The organism is Chitinophaga sp. CCNWYY40 (genome assembly GCF_037483205.1).
GTDB lineage: Bacteria > Bacteroidota > Bacteroidia > Chitinophagales > Chitinophagaceae > Chitinophaga > Chitinophaga ginsengisegetis.
Genome location: NZ_JBBHLF010000002.1, coordinates 980,090 through 997,353 on the forward strand (window position 1 = coordinate 980,090; position 17,264 = coordinate 997,353).

General features: G+C 47.4%; 14 protein-coding genes. 13 read left to right on the forward strand and 1 reads right to left on the reverse strand.

The annotated features are described in order from the left end of the window. Positions 1-242: 242 nt before the first annotated feature. Positions 243-1,883, forward strand: coding sequence for an alkaline phosphatase PafA (pafA, locus tag V7S65_RS09750; RefSeq protein WP_235016007.1), 1,641 nt, complete (start codon positions 243-245; stop codon positions 1,881-1,883). Positions 1,884-1,934: 51 nt separating this feature from the next. Here pafA and V7S65_RS09755 read toward each other — a convergent pair whose 3' ends face one another. Next, positions 1,935-4,469: a phosphocholine-specific phospholipase C gene (locus V7S65_RS09755; protein WP_336388397.1), complete on the reverse strand. Its 2,535-nt coding sequence runs from the start codon at positions 4,467-4,469 to the stop codon at positions 1,935-1,937. A 233-nt stretch (positions 4,470-4,702) separates the two neighbouring features. On the opposite strand from V7S65_RS09755, the gene V7S65_RS09760 reads away from it, so the two are divergent. The 12 genes from V7S65_RS09760 to V7S65_RS09815 all read left to right on the forward strand — a co-directional run bounded on the left by V7S65_RS09760 (position 4,703) and on the right by V7S65_RS09815 (position 17,252). Further along, complete coding sequence (locus V7S65_RS09760; protein WP_336388396.1) at positions 4,703-5,323, forward strand: TetR/AcrR family transcriptional regulator; 621 nt, start codon at positions 4,703-4,705, stop codon at positions 5,321-5,323. Between the two features lie 65 nt (positions 5,324-5,388). Then, a complete protein-coding gene (locus V7S65_RS09765) occupies positions 5,389-6,666 on the forward strand; it encodes a TolC family protein (RefSeq protein ID WP_336388395.1) in 1,278 nt (425 codons plus the stop codon). A 13-nt stretch (positions 6,667-6,679) separates the two neighbouring features. Beyond that, the gene (locus V7S65_RS09770; RefSeq protein ID WP_079472124.1) at positions 6,680-7,630 is read left to right on the forward strand and encodes an HlyD family secretion protein; all 951 of its coding nucleotides are present in this window, start codon (positions 6,680-6,682) and stop codon (positions 7,628-7,630) included. After that, complete coding sequence (locus tag V7S65_RS09775) at positions 7,627-8,544, forward strand: ABC transporter ATP-binding protein (protein ID WP_336388394.1); 918 nt, start codon at positions 7,627-7,629, stop codon at positions 8,542-8,544. Before V7S65_RS09770 ends, V7S65_RS09775 begins: the two co-directional genes overlap by 4 nt. Before the next feature lie 11 nt (positions 8,545-8,555). Then, the gene (locus V7S65_RS09780; RefSeq protein WP_336388393.1) at positions 8,556-9,299 is read left to right on the forward strand and encodes an ABC transporter ATP-binding protein; all 744 of its coding nucleotides are present in this window, start codon (positions 8,556-8,558) and stop codon (positions 9,297-9,299) included. 9 nt (positions 9,300-9,308) lie between these two features. Continuing rightward, complete coding sequence (locus V7S65_RS09785) at positions 9,309-10,415, forward strand: ABC transporter permease (protein ID WP_336388392.1); 1,107 nt, start codon at positions 9,309-9,311, stop codon at positions 10,413-10,415. Continuing rightward, on the forward strand, positions 10,412-11,527 hold the full coding sequence (locus V7S65_RS09790) for an ABC transporter permease (protein WP_336388391.1): 1,116 nt from the start codon (positions 10,412-10,414) through the stop codon (positions 11,525-11,527). The genes V7S65_RS09785 and V7S65_RS09790 overlap by 4 nt, the downstream gene beginning before the upstream one ends. A 311-nt stretch (positions 11,528-11,838) precedes the next feature. Continuing rightward, positions 11,839-13,242, forward strand: coding sequence for a 3-isopropylmalate dehydratase large subunit (leuC, locus tag V7S65_RS09795; RefSeq protein ID WP_079472129.1), 1,404 nt, complete (start codon positions 11,839-11,841; stop codon positions 13,240-13,242). Positions 13,243-13,282: 40 nt separating this feature from the next. Then, positions 13,283-13,879: a 3-isopropylmalate dehydratase small subunit gene (gene leuD, locus V7S65_RS09800; protein ID WP_079472130.1), complete on the forward strand. Its 597-nt coding sequence runs from the start codon at positions 13,283-13,285 to the stop codon at positions 13,877-13,879. Positions 13,880-13,896: 17 nt separating this feature from the next. After that, the gene (locus V7S65_RS09805) at positions 13,897-15,420 is read left to right on the forward strand and encodes an alpha-isopropylmalate synthase regulatory domain-containing protein (protein ID WP_200817334.1); all 1,524 of its coding nucleotides are present in this window, start codon (positions 13,897-13,899) and stop codon (positions 15,418-15,420) included. Between the two features lie 18 nt (positions 15,421-15,438). After that, on the forward strand, positions 15,439-16,512 hold the full coding sequence (gene leuB, locus V7S65_RS09810) for a 3-isopropylmalate dehydrogenase (RefSeq protein ID WP_079472131.1): 1,074 nt from the start codon (positions 15,439-15,441) through the stop codon (positions 16,510-16,512). Positions 16,513-16,679: 167 nt separating this feature from the next. Beyond that, positions 16,680-17,252 carry a dihydrofolate reductase family protein gene (locus V7S65_RS09815; protein ID WP_336388390.1) on the forward strand — a complete coding sequence of 191 codons (573 nt, stop codon included), beginning with the start codon at positions 16,680-16,682 and terminating at the stop codon, positions 17,250-17,252. The last annotated feature ends 12 nt before the right edge of the window (positions 17,253-17,264 follow it).

Sequence of the window (17,264 nt, forward strand, 5' to 3'; positions counted from 1 at the left end):
AAAAGATATGCAAATATGCGGATCTTTCAGAAAACGGGAATAATTAAAAAGCTGACAAATACTTTTCCTGTGAAGCAATCCCTGTAACCAGGTAAGTTATGCTTCTGTATTGCCGTTACTGGTTTCCAAGTAATTCCTCGTTTCCGTTCAACGAAAAGGTGCCGGGTTTTTATTATTTTTTTATTACGTTTGCCGATTCCCATTTTGGGGCGTGAACCTAAGAAATGAAAAAAATCTGCATTATGAACGGAATGACTAAATCTGTTGCCACTGCATTCCTGGGCGCGTTCACAGCGCTACAGGGGCTCACCGCAGTAGCCCAATCGAATGAAAAGCCTAAATTGATAGTAGGCATTGTGGTAGACCAGATGCGCTGGGATTATTTATACCGTTACTACGACCGCTACGAAGCGGGTGGCTTTAAACGTATGCTGGGCGATGGTTTTTCCTGTGAAAACACTTTCATCAGCCACCTTCCGTCCTTTACCGCTGTGGGTCACAGCACCATTTATACAGGCAGTGTTCCCGCTATTCATGGCATTACCGGCAACGACTGGCCCGATCAGCTTACCGGCAGAAAATGGTATTGCACAGAAGATACCACCGTACAACCCGTTGGCAGCAGCAGCTCCGCAGGCAAAATGTCGCCGCGCAACCTGCTGGCATCTACCATTACAGATGAATTAAAACTGGCTACCAACTTCCGCTCTAAAGTAGTAGGCGTATCACTGAAAGACCGCGCCTCCATCCTTCCAGCCGGACATACACCCAATGGCGCCTTCTGGCTGGACGACAGCAACGGCAGCTTTATTACCAGCACCTGGTATATGAAAGAACTGCCTGAGTGGGTAAAGCGTTTCAACGACCGCAAAGAGCCGCAGCAGCTGATGTCTAAACCCTGGGAAACTTTATATCCCATCAATACTTATGTACAAAGCAGTGAAGATAACGTAGACTGGGAAGGTACTTTCCCCGGTGAAAAAGCGCCTGTTTTCCCCCATGCGTTGAAAGACGCTTATAAAAAAGATCCGGGTAACCTGAGGTCTACTCCCGGTGGAAACACCCTCACACTGGATTTTGCGAAAGCTGCCATTGAAGGATACGACCTCGGTAATAATACCGTGACCGACTTCCTCACCATCAACTGCGCTTCCACCGATTATGTAGGCCATAAATATGGTCCTAATTCCATAGAAGTAGAAGATACTTACCTGCGCCTGGATAAAGACCTGTCGGCCTTCTTCACCTACCTGGACCAGCGCGTGGGAAAAGGTAACTACCTCGTGTTCCTCACTGCCGACCACGGCGCCGCTCATGCCATTAAATTTATGGAAGAACATAAGCTGCCAGCCGGCATAACAGAAAGCAGGAAACTGGTGGCGGGCCTGGATAGTACGCTGAATGTACGTTTTGGCGTAAGCAAACTCGTATCTTCATTTATGAACTACCATGTGAGCTTCGACAAAGCAAAAATTGCTGCGTCTAAACTGGATTACGATGCTGTGAAGAAAGAAACCGTGAAGTACTTCGAGGCGCAACCGGGTATCCAGTTTGCCGCCGACCTGGACAATATCGGCGTGAATCCTTTGCCGGAGCCACTGAATACAATGGCGATCAATGGCTACAACCGTAAACGCACCGGCTCCGTAATTGTGATTCCTGAACCAGGATGGTTTGAAGGTTCACTGAAAGGCACTACCCACGGTAACTGGAATCCTTTTGATATCCATATCCCGCTGGTATTTATGGGATGGCATGTAAAACATGGCGCTTCCAATGAAACCGTGCATATGACAGATATTGCCGCTACCCTGGCTGCCATGCTGCATATACAAATGCCGAGCGGCTGTGTAGGCAAACCGGTGAAAGAAATACTGCAATAAGATATTCCGGGAGGATTTTCATTGAATGAACATCCTCCCGGGTTTTTAGATTTATACCCTGCCCATAAAAGGATCTGTTATCCCTTCTGCTCCTGTTTCCACTCTCCCTGCATACCGCTGACTAAACGTATCAAAGCCTGCAGCCTGTACGCTGAAATCGTACCAGCCGTGGCTTTTCTGCAGCGGCAATACCAACTCCAACGTGGCGCCGGCGGCAATGCTCCGCTGGATTGCTTTTCCACCGTATGCATTATCTGTAATACTGAAATCACGCGCACTGCTACCGGTGTTGGCTACACGTAAAACCAGGTTACCTGTTGCTTTCTTTTTCAACTTACCATTTGTTTCATAGCCCAGCTCCAGGTCCAGCTGCGGATGTTTGGCGGAACCTTCAAACGCGCGGTAGAATCCATTAGGGCCATGCAGATGCAACTGGTAACGGTTATCTGCAAAGGCTTTGGCCGGCCACTCATAGGAGATAGTGTCACCTGCAGCTACCGCAAACGACCAGGTTCTTCCGGTTTCTGTTTCACCGGTTTGTTCATCTTTATAAGGAAGATGGGTGTATACGGTAAACGGTGCGCCATGTGCGCGGTCACCGAACAATTGCTTATCTGCTTTCATTTTCAGTGTCAGCAATTGCTCACCGGCTTTCCACTGGCCATCCGCCAGTAGCTCATAAGGCAATGCACAGGAAGGGCGGGTACCTTTTTCCTGTTGTAAAATCGTAGTGCCGTTGCCGTTAGCAAAGGCTTTCACATCTTCACTGGTGATTTTTTTAAACCCTGCGGGTACTGACTTGAAGCGGGCGTTATTAATATTTTCTACTACATGGCGCTGATCCAGGAAAATCTGCCGGGCCGGTGTGGTGGTATTAAACGGACTGAAGGCAGCAGTGAGATCGCCGCTGATGGTGCGTCTCCACTGACTGATATTATCCAGGTGCACCTGTTTGTTTAACTTCTTACTAAAAAATGTTTCCAGGAATTGTAAAGTAGAAGTATGTTCAAATACCTGCGAACATACCTTCCCTCCCCTGCTCCAGGGCGATGCAATCAGCATAGGCACCCTGAACCCCAGTCCTACCGGGGCTTCCCGGGCTTGCTTTTCACTTACGCCCTGTTTCAGTTCATGTGCCAGCCGCACCTGTTCTATTTCTGTGTCTATTCCTGCGGAGCATTTTCCTGTGCCGGGTTTGTTATTATCGCAGATGGAGAAAGGTACCACGTGGTCGAAGTAACCATCATTTTCATCATAGGTAACAATGAAAATAGTTTTCTTCCACACCTCCGGTTTCTGCGTGAGGATATCCAGTATTTCGGATACGTACCAGGCGCCATACCACGGAGCGCTCGGGTGATCGGAGAAGTTCTGCGGGCCTGCCAGCCATGATACTTGTGGCAATGCGCCTTCATTCACATCTTTACGGAACTGGTAAAGCACGTCGCCAGCGGGTACCGTGATGGTGCGTTCCTTTGATCCGTCTTTATAGCTTACTGTTGTTACGCTCCGGAATGCGGGATCATTTTTATTGACTACAAAAGCCCGTTGGTACAGCGATTTCTGCTGGTCCGTTAATTTCTCATAGCTTTCTTTGTTCCATTTCAGCAATTCCTGGGTAGCATTGTCCAGCACTGCCTGTTTTTTAGAGATGTCGGTGCGGATCTTTGCAGCGGCGTCATCCGAAGAAGGGCTGGCTTCCTGGAGTTTATTGATTTCGTCCGGCAGGGTGTCTACCTGTTTCAGTAGTCCGTTTACATAGCGTTCGGAGAACTTCACGTTGTAGGCAGCGAAAAATTCCAGGAGGTTACAACCAAAATTTGCGAGCCATGCTCTTTCTTCCCCTTTCCATCCACCACCACAGCTGATTTCATTCTGGTAAAACTTCCACGCAATATTATTTTCTTCCAGTAATTCCGGGAATGTTTTCCAGGGCAGTTTACCGTAACTGAAGTCGTCGTTGCGGATATGTGCTTTTGGCAATCCATCTTCCTCATGTACAATTTTACCTGTCCAGAAAAAGGAGCGGTTGGGCGTAGTGCTGGTCATGGCTGAGCAGAAGTTCTGATCACATACCGTGAAAGCGTCTGCCATTGCGTAGTTAAAGGGAAGATCCTCGCGGGTATAATATCCCATCGTTAAAGGCATGGCGGCGTATTCCTTGTTGCCGGGTGTTTTTGCGATGAGCCATTTATCGTAACGGCCTTTGTTGTAGGCATCTACCTGGCTGGGCCTGGAGTGCGGCAATGCGCCCATCCAGGTGGCTTTGGTATCTTTAATATTGAGGCGGAAAGGTGCATAGGTATCGCCTGCTGCGTTGGTTTGAAACCACACCGGCTTTGCGTCCGGCAGCCATACGGCGCGTGGATCGTTGAATCCGCGGACGCCTTGTAAAGAGCCAAAGCAGTGATCAAAGGAACGATTCTCCTGCATGAGGATCACAATATGTTCTGCGTCGAGGAAGGTGCTGCCGGGAGCGGGATCTATTGCCAGTGCCCGCTGAATGGATGCGGGCATCATGGTAGATAAGCCAGCTGCACCAGATAACAATAAAGATTTTTTTAGAAATTCTCTGCGTGAGTCCATTTATATTCCGATTGAGTGGGTTTTACATTGTTCATCTAACAAAATAAAAAACATTCCCAAAGAATGCAACGGCGCCTCACATTATGTATTTGTTATGCGGTATATACGGCTATGGTTGAGGACAACCGGTAAGTGTGTGCCATTCGTGTTCGCCTAAAAAAACATTGAACAAATGTTTTGAAAAGTTGTTCAATTTTCTATCTTTGTAGAAATATTAAACTCATCATCTGATTATGGCGGTAAACGAAAAGAAAGGAAATATAGATGCTTCCACGGAAGAGCGGATCAAAGCCGCAGCCAGAACTGTGTTTACAAAGAAAGGATACCAGGCTACCAAAGTAAGGGATATTGCGGCAGAGGCAGATATTAACCTGTCGCTGGTCAATTATTATTTCCGCAGCAAGGAAAAGCTGTTCCAGTTTGTGATGGCAGAGGTAGTGGAGAAATTAATTACCGCGGTAACGCTGATCCTGAATAATGAACAGCTAACCGTGCAGCAGAAGGTTGAGCAGGTAGCCAATCACTATATCAACTTATTGCTGAAGAACCCGGACTTCCCCTTGTTTATGGTAAATGAGATCTTTGCCGGCACCGATGAGTTGTTGAAGGATAACCGTAAAGATGCCATCTTCCAGTCGCATTTCTTTAAACAGCTGGCCGCCCTGCAGAAAGAAGGAAAGCTGAGTATTCACCCGATCCAGCTAATGATGAACCTGATAGGATTTGTGGTAATGCCTTTCCTGGCCCGGCCCTTACTGGAAAGGAATAAGGTAGTAAAATCAGGAGAATTCACCGCCCTGATGGAAGAACGGCGAAAGCTGATACCCATCTGGATCAAAGGCATGCTGAAATAGCTGCTTTTTTTTGCCCGGAAATTGAACAACTTTTCAAAACAATAATTCAAACTGAGTGTTGCATTATGAACTTATTTAAAGCTTTGTGCTGTTTCATATTACTGGCGCCTCCGGTGGACAGGGCATGGGGCCAGGCGCCTGCCCTCACTATTGAAGAATGCTATACCCTGGCCCGGCAGAATTATCCGCTGATCAAACAATATGACCTGATCAGCCGCAGCAGCAGGTATTCGGTGGAGAACGCAGGTAAGCTGTATCTGCCGCAACTCACCGTAAGCGGGCAGGCAACGTACCAGTCGGAAACCATCAACTTTGGCGAGGTGATCCCTCCAATGCCCGGCGTAACCTTTCCTTCGCTGAGCAAAGACCAATACAAAATACAGGCGGAGATCTCCCAGCAGATCTATGACGGCGGCGTAAGCAAGCTACAAAAAGAAAGCAGCCGCGCCAATGAAGCCATACAGCAACAACAGCTGGAAGTAAACCTCTACACTATCCGCGACCGCATTACGCAACTCTACTTCGGCATATTGCTGATGGACGCCCAGCTGGAACAAAACAGGTTAAGAAAAGCAGACCTGCAAAGCGCCACCGATAAAGCGCAGGCGGCCCTTAATAATGGGGTAGCCTATCGCAGCAACGTAGATGAACTTAAAGCAGAGATCATGAACACGGACATGGTCGCCACTGAATTCAGCGCTAACAGGAAAGCCTATATGAAAATGCTGGAGGCTTTCATACACCAGCCGCTGAACGATAGCACCCGTCTGGCATGGCCCGCACCCGTGGCGCCACAACAAGGTATACATCGACCGGAAATTACTTATTATGATATCCAGAAAAAAGCCTTCGACGTACAGGAAAAACAACTGCAATCAGGTTACCTTCCTAAACTGAGCGCGTTTTTCCAGGGCGCCTATGGCCGGCCCACACTGAATATCGTTGATAACAAATTTGGTACCTGGTGGATGGGCGGCGTACGGCTTAACTGGTCGTTAGGCAGTCTCTATTCCCTGAAAAACAACCGGCAGCTGCTGGATATCAACCGGCAAAACCTTGATGTGAATAAGGAAACGTTCCTGTTCAACACCGGCATGAGCCTGCAACAACAAAACCAGGATATTGATAAGTTTGCCACCCTGATAGAACAGGACGACAGCGCCATCACGCTCCGCTCGTCAGTGAAGAAGTCGGCACAGGCGCAGCTGGACAACGGCGTTATCACCGTGCATGAATACATCTCCCAGCTGAATGCGGAGAACCTGGCGAAACAATCGCGGATCCTCCACAGCATACAATTATTACAGGCTCAATACAATTATAAAAACACCTCCGGGAACTGATTAATTATTGCATATGAAATACAACATAATACCTGGTATAGCCCTTGTGATGATGATCAACGCCTGCGGAAACGGCAAAAATGACTATGACGCATCCGGCAATTTTGAAGCAGATGAAGTAATCGTATCTGCCGAACAAACCGGTGAAATACAGTCCTTCCCTGTAAAGGAAGGCGACAAACTCACTGCCGGGCAGTCCGTTGGCCAGATTGATGTTACCATCCCTACCCTGCAAAGAGAACAGGTACAGGCATCGATCAATGCGTTAAAAGAAAAAACCCATGATCCCGTACCACAAACAGAACTGGTACGCAGGCAACTGCTGGTGCAGGAAGCACAACTGCAGCAACAATACCGCGAAAGAACACGGACCGAAAACCTGGTAAAAAGCGACGCTGCCACACAGAAACAACTCGATGATATCAATGCCCTCATTGTACAGCTGGAACGGCAACTCAGCGTAACCCGGCAACAGCTGCAGCTCAACAATTCCAATACTTCTACCCAAAACCGTACTATACTCAGTGAAAAAGCGCCGCTGGAAAAATCGCTGGCACAGTATGCAGAGCAGATCCGCAAAGGACAAATCATTAACCCGGTGAGTGGTGTAGTACTGCTGAAATATGCACTGCAGGGAGAAATGGCCACCATCGGCAAACCTTTATACAAGATTGCCAATATTGATACGCTTTACCTGAAAGCCTATGTAACCGGCGTTACCCTCCCGCAAATCAAGCTGGGGCAACAGGTGCAGGCGCGTATCGACCAGGGCGAAAAGAATTACAAATCATACCCCGGTGAAATTACCTGGATCTCCGATAAATCTGAGTTTACACCTAAAACCATTCAAACAAAAAATGAACGGGCCAACCTGGTGTACGCCATCAAGGTAAGGGTAAAAAATGATGGCTATCTGAAGATAGGCATGTATGGTGAAATGCTGATTAATAAAGCATCCAAATGAGCGCGGTAACACTGGATCATATCACCAAAACTTACGACAAGGGTAAGGTGCTGGCAGTAAACGATGTTTCGCTGCAGGTAGAGGAAGGCGAGCTGTTTGGCCTGATAGGCCCGGATGGCGCAGGTAAAACGTCGCTCTTCCGCATTCTCACCACCTTGTTGCTGCCGGATAAAGGCACGGCCAGCGTACGTGGTTATGATTGTGTAAAAGATTATAAAGAGATCCGTGACAGGATCGGTTATATGCCGGGAAAATTTTCCCTGTACCAGGATCTGACAGTAAAAGAAAATCTCGATTTCTTTGCCACCCTCTTTGGAAGCACGATTGAAGAAAACTATGAACTTATTAAGGATATCTACGACCAGATAAAGCCTTTCAGCGACCGCCGCGCCGGGAAACTCAGCGGGGGCATGAAACAGAAGCTGGCACTGTGTTGCGCGCTGATCCACAAACCGGAAGTGCTATTCCTCGACGAACCCACTACCGGTGTGGATGTGGTATCCCGTAAAGAATTCTGGGATATGCTGAAGCACCTGAAACAACAGGGCATTACCATCGTGGTATCTACTCCTTATATGGATGAAGCCGTGCTTTGCGAAAGGATTGCGCTGATACAGAATGGGAAAATTATGTCGGTGGACACGCCGGATAATATCATGGCGCAATTCCCGGTGAAACTCTATGCCATCAAGGCTGACAATATCTATCATCTGCTGACGGACCTGCGGAGTATGCCGGAAATAGACAGCAGCTTTGCTTTCGGGGAGTACATCCATATTACGCTGAAAGATGCCGGCGTGGATATAGATACGCTGCAGCGTAACATTACACAACGGGGACATACACACGTAGATATAAAATTAATTCATCCCGGCATTGAGGATAGCTTTATCCGGTTAATGAACCAGGCATAAAACAGGATATCATGGAAGAAAAAGTGATTGTATGTAAGGATCTCACGAAACGGTTTGGCGACTTTTATGCCGTCAATAAAATTTCCTTTGAGGTAAATAAAGGAGAGATCTTTGGGTTTCTGGGCGCCAACGGAGCAGGTAAAACCACTGCCATGAGGATTCTCTGCGGGCTCTCCCACCCCACTTCCGGAGAGGCTATGGTAGCGGGTTTTGATGTGTATAAACAACCCGAATCCATCAAGAAGAATATTGGCTATATGAGTCAGAAGTTTTCCCTGTATGAAAACCTGACGGTAGTAGAAAATATTGAATTCTTTGGCGGTGTGTACGGCGTTTCTTCTTCCGAGATCCGTAAGAGAAGCGATAGCCTGATTCAGAAATTAGGGCTTACAGCAGAAGCAAAAAAGCTCGTAGGTGCGCTGCCGTTAGGCTGGAAACAAAAGCTGGCTTTTTCAGTAGCTATCTTTCATCAGCCGCGGATTGTGTTCCTGGATGAACCTACCGGCGGTGTGGACCCCGTTACCAGGCGGCAGTTCTGGGATATGATCTATGAAGCGGCGGCAAGCGGCATTACCATCTTTGTAACCACCCACTATATGGATGAAGCGGAGTATTGTAACCGCGTTACCATCATGGTAGATGGCAAAATAGAAGCACTGGATTCCCCTGCCAACCTGAAAACGCAGTTTGAGGCCGATAATATGGACGAAGTATTTTACCGGTTGGCCCGCAGGGCCAAAAGGTCGGGCGACTAAAACATTTCTATGAAACAGCTTCTTGTTTTTATCCGGAAAGAATTTTTCCATGTATTCCGCGACAAACGGACCTTACTGATCATGTTTGGTTTGCCGGTAGCGCAGATCGTGCTGTTTGGCTTTGCACTGACCAGCGAGGTAAAGGATATTACACTTACAGTGATTGATAATTCGCGGGATGCAAATTCGCAGCAGCTGATCCGTAAAATAAAATCATCTTCCTACTTTATCGTAAATGAATCCTCCATTGATTACAACGATATAGCAAACTCCTTTAAAAAGGGCACTACAAAATGCGCGCTGATTTTCCCTGCCGGTTTTGGCAACGACCTGCAGCATGGCGGAAAGGCGCAGCTACAGATCATTACCGATGGTTCCGATCCCAATACTGCCAAAACCGTGGTAAACTATATCACTGCTATCACAACAGCTTACCAGCAGGAAATCAGTCCTTCACCGCAGTTGCCTTATAGCATTGTTCCCGAATCAAGGATGCTGTACAATGAAGAAGGCAACGGCTCGCTGAATTTCATTCCCGGTGTGATGGCCCTGGTGCTGATGATTGTATGCACTGCACTCACCTCGGTATCTGTAGTGCGCGAAAAAGAACTGGGTACCATGGAAATATTACTGGTATCTCCTTTTAAACCGCTGATGGTGCTGATTGCCAAAGCCATTCCCTACCTGATACTATCGCTGGCGAATTTTGTGCTGATCCTGGTGCTGGCGGTGTTTGTGCTGGATGTGGGCATCAAAGGCAGTATCCTGCTGTTGTTTATGGAAAGTATGCTGTTTATCATTACCTGTTTATCATTCGGACTGATGATTTCCAACACCACCAACTCGCAGCAAACGGCGCTGCTGCTGTCGATGATGGGACTGATGCTCCCCACCATGATCTTTACCGGCTTTATGTTCCCGATAGAAAATATGCCGAAGATATTCCAGTTCATCTCCAATATTATCCCTTCCCGGTGGTATTTCCTGATCATTAAATCGGTGATGCTCAAAGGACTTGGATTTGAATATGTCTGGAAAGAAACGCTGGTGCTGTTGGGCATGACCATTATACTGCTCACTATTGCCCTCAAAAACTTTAAAACGCGGTTATCATGAAAGTGCTGGGTTATCTATTAAAAAAGGAGTTCAGGCAGATTTTCCGGGATAAAACGATCCTGGCCATGATGTTTGCCATGCCTGTCATACAGCTGGTCATTCTCCCCCTTGCCATGAACTTTGATGTGAAGAGCGTTAATCTTGCCGTAGTGGACAATGACCACAGTTCTTATTCCCGGCAGCTGATTGCGAAAGTAGGCGCCTCCGGTTATTTCAAAATAGTGGCGGCCGAACCTTCTTTTCAGCGCGCCATTACCTATATAGAAAGGGAAAAAGCTGATGTGGTGCTGGAGATCCCACCCAATTTTGAAAGCAACCTGGTAAGGGAAGGAAAACAGCGTGTAGGGGTATCCGTTGATGCCATTAACGGCACCAAAGCTGCCATTGGCGGCAACTACCTCATGAGGGTGATTGCGGACTTCAATAAGGACATCCCCATCAATACCGGCAGGAATATAACGCCGGCGGCGGGTGTGATTGATATTACCTATTCCAACTGGTTTAATCCGTTGGCGGAATACCGGTTTTATATAGTGCCGGCAATACTGGTATTGCTGCTTACACTGATTGGCGGCTTTATGTCGGCGCTCAATATTGTGCGGGAAAAAGAAGTAGGCACTATAGAACAGATCAATGTAACCCCCATTCAGAAGTGGGAATTTATTCTTGGCAAACTAATTCCTTTCTGGGTGGTGGGCATGATTGTATTTACACTTGGTTTATTGGTGGCCTGGGGAATATATGGCATCTGGCCGGTGGGGAGTTTTGTAACACTTTATGTATTTGCCGCCATATACCTGGTAGCATTGCTGGGCTTTGGGTTACTGGTATCTACCTATACCAATAACCAGTTACAGGCCATGTTTGTAGCATTCTTTTTTATGATGATCTTTATGCTGATGAGCGGGCTGTTTACCGCCGTGGATAGTATGCCGCCCTGGGCAAAGATGATCGCCAATTTAACGCCCGTCACACATTTTATTAAAGTAATCCGGACCATTGTGCTGAAAGGCAGCGGCTTTGCGGATGTACAGATGGAGCTATTGTACCTGGTATTGTTTGCAGTGCTGTTAAACGGATGGGCCATCTTTAATTACAGGAAAACAAGTTAAGCCGTCACCGCTTTTCTTAATGATCTTCCGTGCATCCGTTCTAAACATATTACGTTTTTACACAGTATATATCTCCTTAACATATCACCAACCGCGTGTGACTACCCAAAAAAAGGTGGTTTCCAAGTCTTCCTTCAAAAAATTACAAATCACTGACTATCAGTAAAATACACTGTAAACCAGGCCCGAAGGCCCGTTCCTTCTGCTATTTCAGGGCCTTTTAACGCGTATTGTTAGAAAAAATATTGAAATAAAATAGATTTTATGAATAAATTTGAACAATCAAGTAGCTACTTTTAAAATTTTAAAAAATGAGCAATAAACCCGCTACCTTATTTGACAAAGTATGGGATTCACATGTTGTGAGGAAAATTGAAGATGGTCCGGATGTATTTTTTATCGACCGCCACTTTATTCATGAAGTAACCAGCCCTGTGGCTTTTCTTGGAATGGAAAACAGGGGTTTAAAGGTAATGTTTCCTGAAAAGACGTTTGCCACAGCTGATCACAATACGCCAACTATTAACCAGCATTTACCGGTACAGGACCCGCTTTCCGCCAACCAGCTGAAAGCCCTGGAAACCAATTCCAACAAGTATGGTATTTCTCATTGGGGATTAGGTAATCCCAAGAATGGTATTGTGCACGTGGTAGGTCCGGAAAATGGCATCACCCTGCCGGGTATGACCATTGTATGCGGTGATTCCCACACCTCCACCCACGGCGCTTTTGGCGCTATTGCATTTGGTATCGGTACCTCTGAAGTAGAGATGGTACTCACCTCCCAGTGTATTATGCAGCCGAAGCCAAAGAAAATGCGGATCAACGTAACGGGTAAACTGGGTAAAGGTATTACGCCAAAAGACGTAACCCTTTATATTATTTCCAGGCTCACTGCTGCCGGCGCTACCGGCTACTTTGTGGAATATGCCGGTGATGTTTTTGAAAACATGAGCATGGAAGGTCGTATGACCGTTTGTAATATGAGTATTGAGATGGGTGCACGCGGTGGCATTATTGCGCCGGACGAAACCACCTACAACTATATCAAAGGACGTGAGAAAGCGCCCAAAGGAGCTGCATGGGATACCGCGCTGGCTTACTGGAAAACGCTGCGTACAGATGAAGGCGCCACGTTCGACAAAGAGTACACTTTTGATGCGGCCGATATTGAGCCGATGATCACTTACGGTACCAATCCGGGTATGGGTATGGGCATCACCAAACATATCCCTTCTGCGCTGGCCGGCGACAGCAAATCCAGCTACGAAAAATCATTGCAGTACATGGGCTTCCACGAAGAAGAAGCCATGCTGGGCAAAAAAGTAGATTATGTATTTATAGGCAGCTGCACCAACGGTCGTATTGAAGACTTCCGTGCATTTGCTTCTATTGTAAAAGGAAGAAAGAAAGCAGATCATGTAACTGCCTGGATCGTTCCCGGATCACACATCGTAGAGCAACAGATTAAGGAAGAAGGTATCCTGGATATCCTGACAGAAGCCGGTTTCCAGCTGCGTCAGCCCGGATGTTCTGCCTGCCTGGCAATGAACGATGATAAAGTGCCCGCCGGCAAATACGCCGTGAGCACCAGTAACAGGAACTTTGAAGGCAGACAGGGACCTGGTTCCAGGACCATGCTGGCCAGTCCGCTGGTAGCCGCTGCTGCTGCAGTAACCGGCGTGGTAACTGACCCGAGAGAACTGATTGCTTAATCATCCCCTTCTTACAAATTTTATAAACGATCAACAAAAAATGGCTTACGATAAATTCACGATATTAAGGAGTACAGCAGTACCCATGCCCATTGAAAATGTGGACACTGACCAGATCATTCCTGCACGATTCCTGAAAGCTACTGAGCGCACCGGCTTTGGCGACAACCTGTTCCGCGACTGGCGCTATGAAACAGACGGCACACCAAAAAAAGATTTCGTTTTAAATAACCCGATCTATTCCGGTAAAATACTGGTAGCGGGTAAAAACTTTGGCAGCGGCAGCAGCCGTGAGCACGCTGCGTGGGCTATCTACGACTATGGGTTCCGTTGCGTAGTGTCCAGCTTCTTTGCCGACATCTTCAAAAACAACTCTTTAAATATCGGTATCTTACCCGTACAGGTAAGCCCCGAATTCCTCGATAAAATATTCACAGCGATAGAATCCGATCCCAAAGCGGAAGTGGAAATCAACCTGGAAGCGCAAACCATCACCATCCCGGCTACCGGGGAAAGCGAGTCCTTTGCCATCAACAGCTATAAAAAGCACAACATGATGAATGGCTATGATGATATTGATTACCTGCAGGCCATGAAGGACGAAATAACAACATTCGCCGGCAAGAGCCTGTACTAAAACATTCCATAAGTATTATGCCAGTGACCCAGCGCCACGTTGAAATAATGGACACCACACTCCGTGACGGTGAACAAACCAGCGGAGTATCTTTTTCGCCATCAGAGAAACTAACCATTGCACAGCTTTTACTGACAGAGGTAAAGGTTGACAGGATTGAAATTGCCTCCGCCCGGGTTTCAGAGGGTGAATTTACTGCGGTAAAGGCAATTACCAAATGGGCCAAAGCCAACGGCTTTTTGAACAAAGTGGAAGTACTCACCTTTGTGGATGGCGACGTTTCCGTAGAATGGATGCTGAAAGCCGGCGCCAAAGTAATGAACCTGCTCACCAAAGGCTCGCTTAATCATTTAACCCACCAGTTAAAGAAAAAGCCCGCGGAACATTTCGCAGAAGTAGCTGCCGTGATTGCACTGGCCAATAAAAAAGGACTGGAATGCAATGTGTACCTGGAAGACTGGAGCAATGGTATGCGACACTCCAGGGAATATGTATTCCAGTACCTCGACTTCCTCCAGAAGGTACCCGTAAAAAGGATCATGCTGCCGGATACATTAGGCGTACTCACACCCGATGAAGTAAAGGAATTTGTTACGGAGATCGTGCAACGCTATCCGAAAAGTCATTTCGATTTTCATGCGCACAACGATTACGACCTCGGCACCGCCAACGTACTGGAAGGCGTAAAAGCAGGCGCACATGGCATTCACCTCACCATTAACGGCATGGGTGAAAGAGCCGGTAACGCTTCGCTGGCCAGCGCCATCGCTGTATTAAATGACTTTTTGCCGGAAGTAAAAACCTCCGTAGCCGAAACCTCATTATATACCGTGAGCAAGCTGGTGGAAACCTTTTCAGGATTCCGCATCCCGGTGAATAAACCGATTGTGGGAGAAAACGTGTTTACCCAAACAGCCGGTATTCATGCGGATGGCGACAAAAAAAATAAACTGTACTTCAGTGACCTGATGCCGGAACGTTTTGGCCGTACCCGCAAATATGCACTGGGTAAAACCAGCGGCAAAGCCAATATTGAAAACAACCTGCAACAGCTGGGCATTAAGCTGTCCGACCCCGATCTGAAAAAGGTAACCCAGCGGATCATTGAGCTGGGCGACCGGAAAGAAGTGCTTACGCAGGCGGATCTGCCCTATATCATTTCTGATGTGCTGGACAGCAACCGGATCGAGGAAAAAGTGACCGTAGAAAACTATGTGCTCACCCACTCCAAAAACCTGAACCCTTCTGTTACCGTGAAGATCTCCATTAACGGGGAAGTATTCGAGGAACATTCACAGGGCGATGGCCAGTACGATGCATTCATGAACGCATTAAAGAAAGTATACAAAAAGCTGAAGCGCGACCTGCCCACACTGGCGGATTACGCAGTGCGCATTCCTCCCGGTGGTAAAAGCGATGCGTTGTGCGAAACCATTATTACCTGGAGCCTGAACAACAAAGAGTTCAAAACCCGGGGACTGGACAGCGACCAGACCGTATCTGCCATTAAGGCCACACAAAAAATGCTGAACCTAATCTAAACTATCAATAACAACTGAATGGCTACCAAACATATTTTAATAGTTCCGGGTGATGGAATCGGACAGGAAGTAACTGCAGTAGGAAAAAAAGTATTGGATAAGATTGCCGCAAAATTCGGGCACACCTTTACTTATGATGAAGCGCTGATAGGCCACGTAGCCATTGAAGCCACCGGCAACCCGTTACCGGACGAATCGCTGGAAAAGATGCGAAAATCAGATGCCGTGCTGTTTGGCGCGGTAGGTCATCCTAAATATGATAACGATCCTTCTGCCAAAGTAAGACCTGAACAGGGCCTGCTGAAAATGCGCAAAGAACTGGGGTTGTATGCCAACCTCCGCCCGATTAAATTATTTGATGAATTACTGGGCGCATCCAGCATCAAACCCGAAATATTAAAGGGCGCCGATATCCTGTTCTTCCGGGAGCTGACCGGCGACATTTACTTTGGTGAGAAAGGCAGAAAGAATAACGGCGACACGGCATACGACATAGCGGAATACAGTCGCTATGAAGTAGAACGCATTGCCCGCAAAGCTTTTGACGCGGCAAGAACCAGGAGGAAAAAACTCTGTTCCGTAGATAAAGCCAACGTGATTGAAACTTCGCGTCTCTGGCGGGAAGTAGTGCAGAAGGTAGCATTGGAATATCCTGACGTGGAAGTGGAACACCAGTTTGTAGACGCCACCGCCATGCTATTGATCAAGGACCCGCGCCGTTTTGATGTGGTGGTTACTGCCAACCTGTTTGGCGACATCCTGACCGATGAAGCGTCGCAGATTGCCGGATCAATGGGTATGCTGGCCTCCGCCTCTATTGGCGATGGCACAGGCGTGTATGAACCCATTCATGGCTCCGCGCACGATATTACCGGTAAAGGCGTAGCCAACCCGCTGGCCTCTATCCTATCTGCTGCCCTGTTACTGGATATCTCCTTTGGTATGAAGGCAGAATCAGAAGCCGTGATCAGCGCTGTGGACGGTGTATTGAAAGCAGGCTTCCGTACCGGGGATATCGCCGACAAGCAAACGCCGGCCGATAAAATACTGGGTACCAACGCGATGGGAGAAGAAGTGCTGAAACTACTGTAGGCAATACTGACAATCTATAAAACAAATGCCTCCCTCCGGGAGGCTTTGTTGTTTTATAGCCGAACAACAATAACCCTGACGGAATCCCGCCCATAAATGTCAGAATTGCACCACATGGGTATTCAATTTCCGGGGTATGTTTGTGATGTACTTAAAAACATATCATTATGAGAAGAATAGTTTCCTTCATGCATGTTTCCCTGGATGGTTTTGTAGCCGGACCTGCCGGAGAAATGGACTGGATCAGTGTTGGCGATGAGATATTTGATTTCGCCGCACAACGTACCAACGAAGCAGATACCGCCTTATATGGCAGGGTGACCTACGAAATGATGGACAGCTACTGGCCTACCGCCGCCGACCAGCCCAATGCCAGCAAGCATGATATTGAGCATTCCACCTGGTACAACCAGGTAGATAAAATAGTACTGTCCAACACGATGAAGGGAGTACCGAAAGACAAAACCACGGTGATCAGCAATGACCTCCTCTCCGGAAAAATCAATGCCCTGAAACAACTGCCCGGCAAAGAAATTATCATGTTTGGCAGCCCGGGCGCTACGCAGTCGCTCATGCAACACCACCTGGTAGATGAATTCTGGCTGTTTGTAAACCCCGTATTATTAGGCGAAGGCATTCCGCTGTTTAAAGATATTAAGGAACGCGTAGCCCTGAAATTAGTGGCAAGTACGGCCTTCCCTGATTCGGGCGTAGTGTGTTTGCACTATGAGAAAAAATAAATCTCTTTAGAA

Excerpts from the sequence above, each read along its gene's own strand:
- pafA (WP_235016007.1), top strand. The coding sequence starts at position 243 with ATGAACGGAATGACTAAATCTGTTGCCACTGCATTCCTGGGCGCGTTC.
- V7S65_RS09755 (WP_336388397.1), bottom strand. The coding sequence starts at position 4,469 with ATGGACTCACGCAGAGAATTTCTAAAAAAATCTTTATTGTTATCTGGT.
- V7S65_RS09760 (WP_336388396.1), top strand. The coding sequence starts at position 4,703 with ATGGCGGTAAACGAAAAGAAAGGAAATATAGATGCTTCCACGGAAGAG.
- V7S65_RS09765 (WP_336388395.1), top strand. The coding sequence starts at position 5,389 with ATGAACTTATTTAAAGCTTTGTGCTGTTTCATATTACTGGCGCCTCCG.
- V7S65_RS09770 (WP_079472124.1), top strand. The coding sequence starts at position 6,680 with ATGAAATACAACATAATACCTGGTATAGCCCTTGTGATGATGATCAAC.
- V7S65_RS09775 (WP_336388394.1), top strand. The coding sequence starts at position 7,627 with ATGAGCGCGGTAACACTGGATCATATCACCAAAACTTACGACAAGGGT.
- V7S65_RS09780 (WP_336388393.1), top strand. The coding sequence starts at position 8,556 with ATGGAAGAAAAAGTGATTGTATGTAAGGATCTCACGAAACGGTTTGGC.
- V7S65_RS09785 (WP_336388392.1), top strand. The coding sequence starts at position 9,309 with ATGAAACAGCTTCTTGTTTTTATCCGGAAAGAATTTTTCCATGTATTC.
- V7S65_RS09790 (WP_336388391.1), top strand. The coding sequence starts at position 10,412 with ATGAAAGTGCTGGGTTATCTATTAAAAAAGGAGTTCAGGCAGATTTTC.
- leuC (WP_079472129.1), top strand. The coding sequence starts at position 11,839 with ATGAGCAATAAACCCGCTACCTTATTTGACAAAGTATGGGATTCACAT.
- leuD (WP_079472130.1), top strand. The coding sequence starts at position 13,283 with ATGGCTTACGATAAATTCACGATATTAAGGAGTACAGCAGTACCCATG.
- V7S65_RS09805 (WP_200817334.1), top strand. The coding sequence starts at position 13,897 with ATGCCAGTGACCCAGCGCCACGTTGAAATAATGGACACCACACTCCGT.
- leuB (WP_079472131.1), top strand. The coding sequence starts at position 15,439 with ATGGCTACCAAACATATTTTAATAGTTCCGGGTGATGGAATCGGACAG.
- V7S65_RS09815 (WP_336388390.1), top strand. The coding sequence starts at position 16,680 with ATGAGAAGAATAGTTTCCTTCATGCATGTTTCCCTGGATGGTTTTGTA.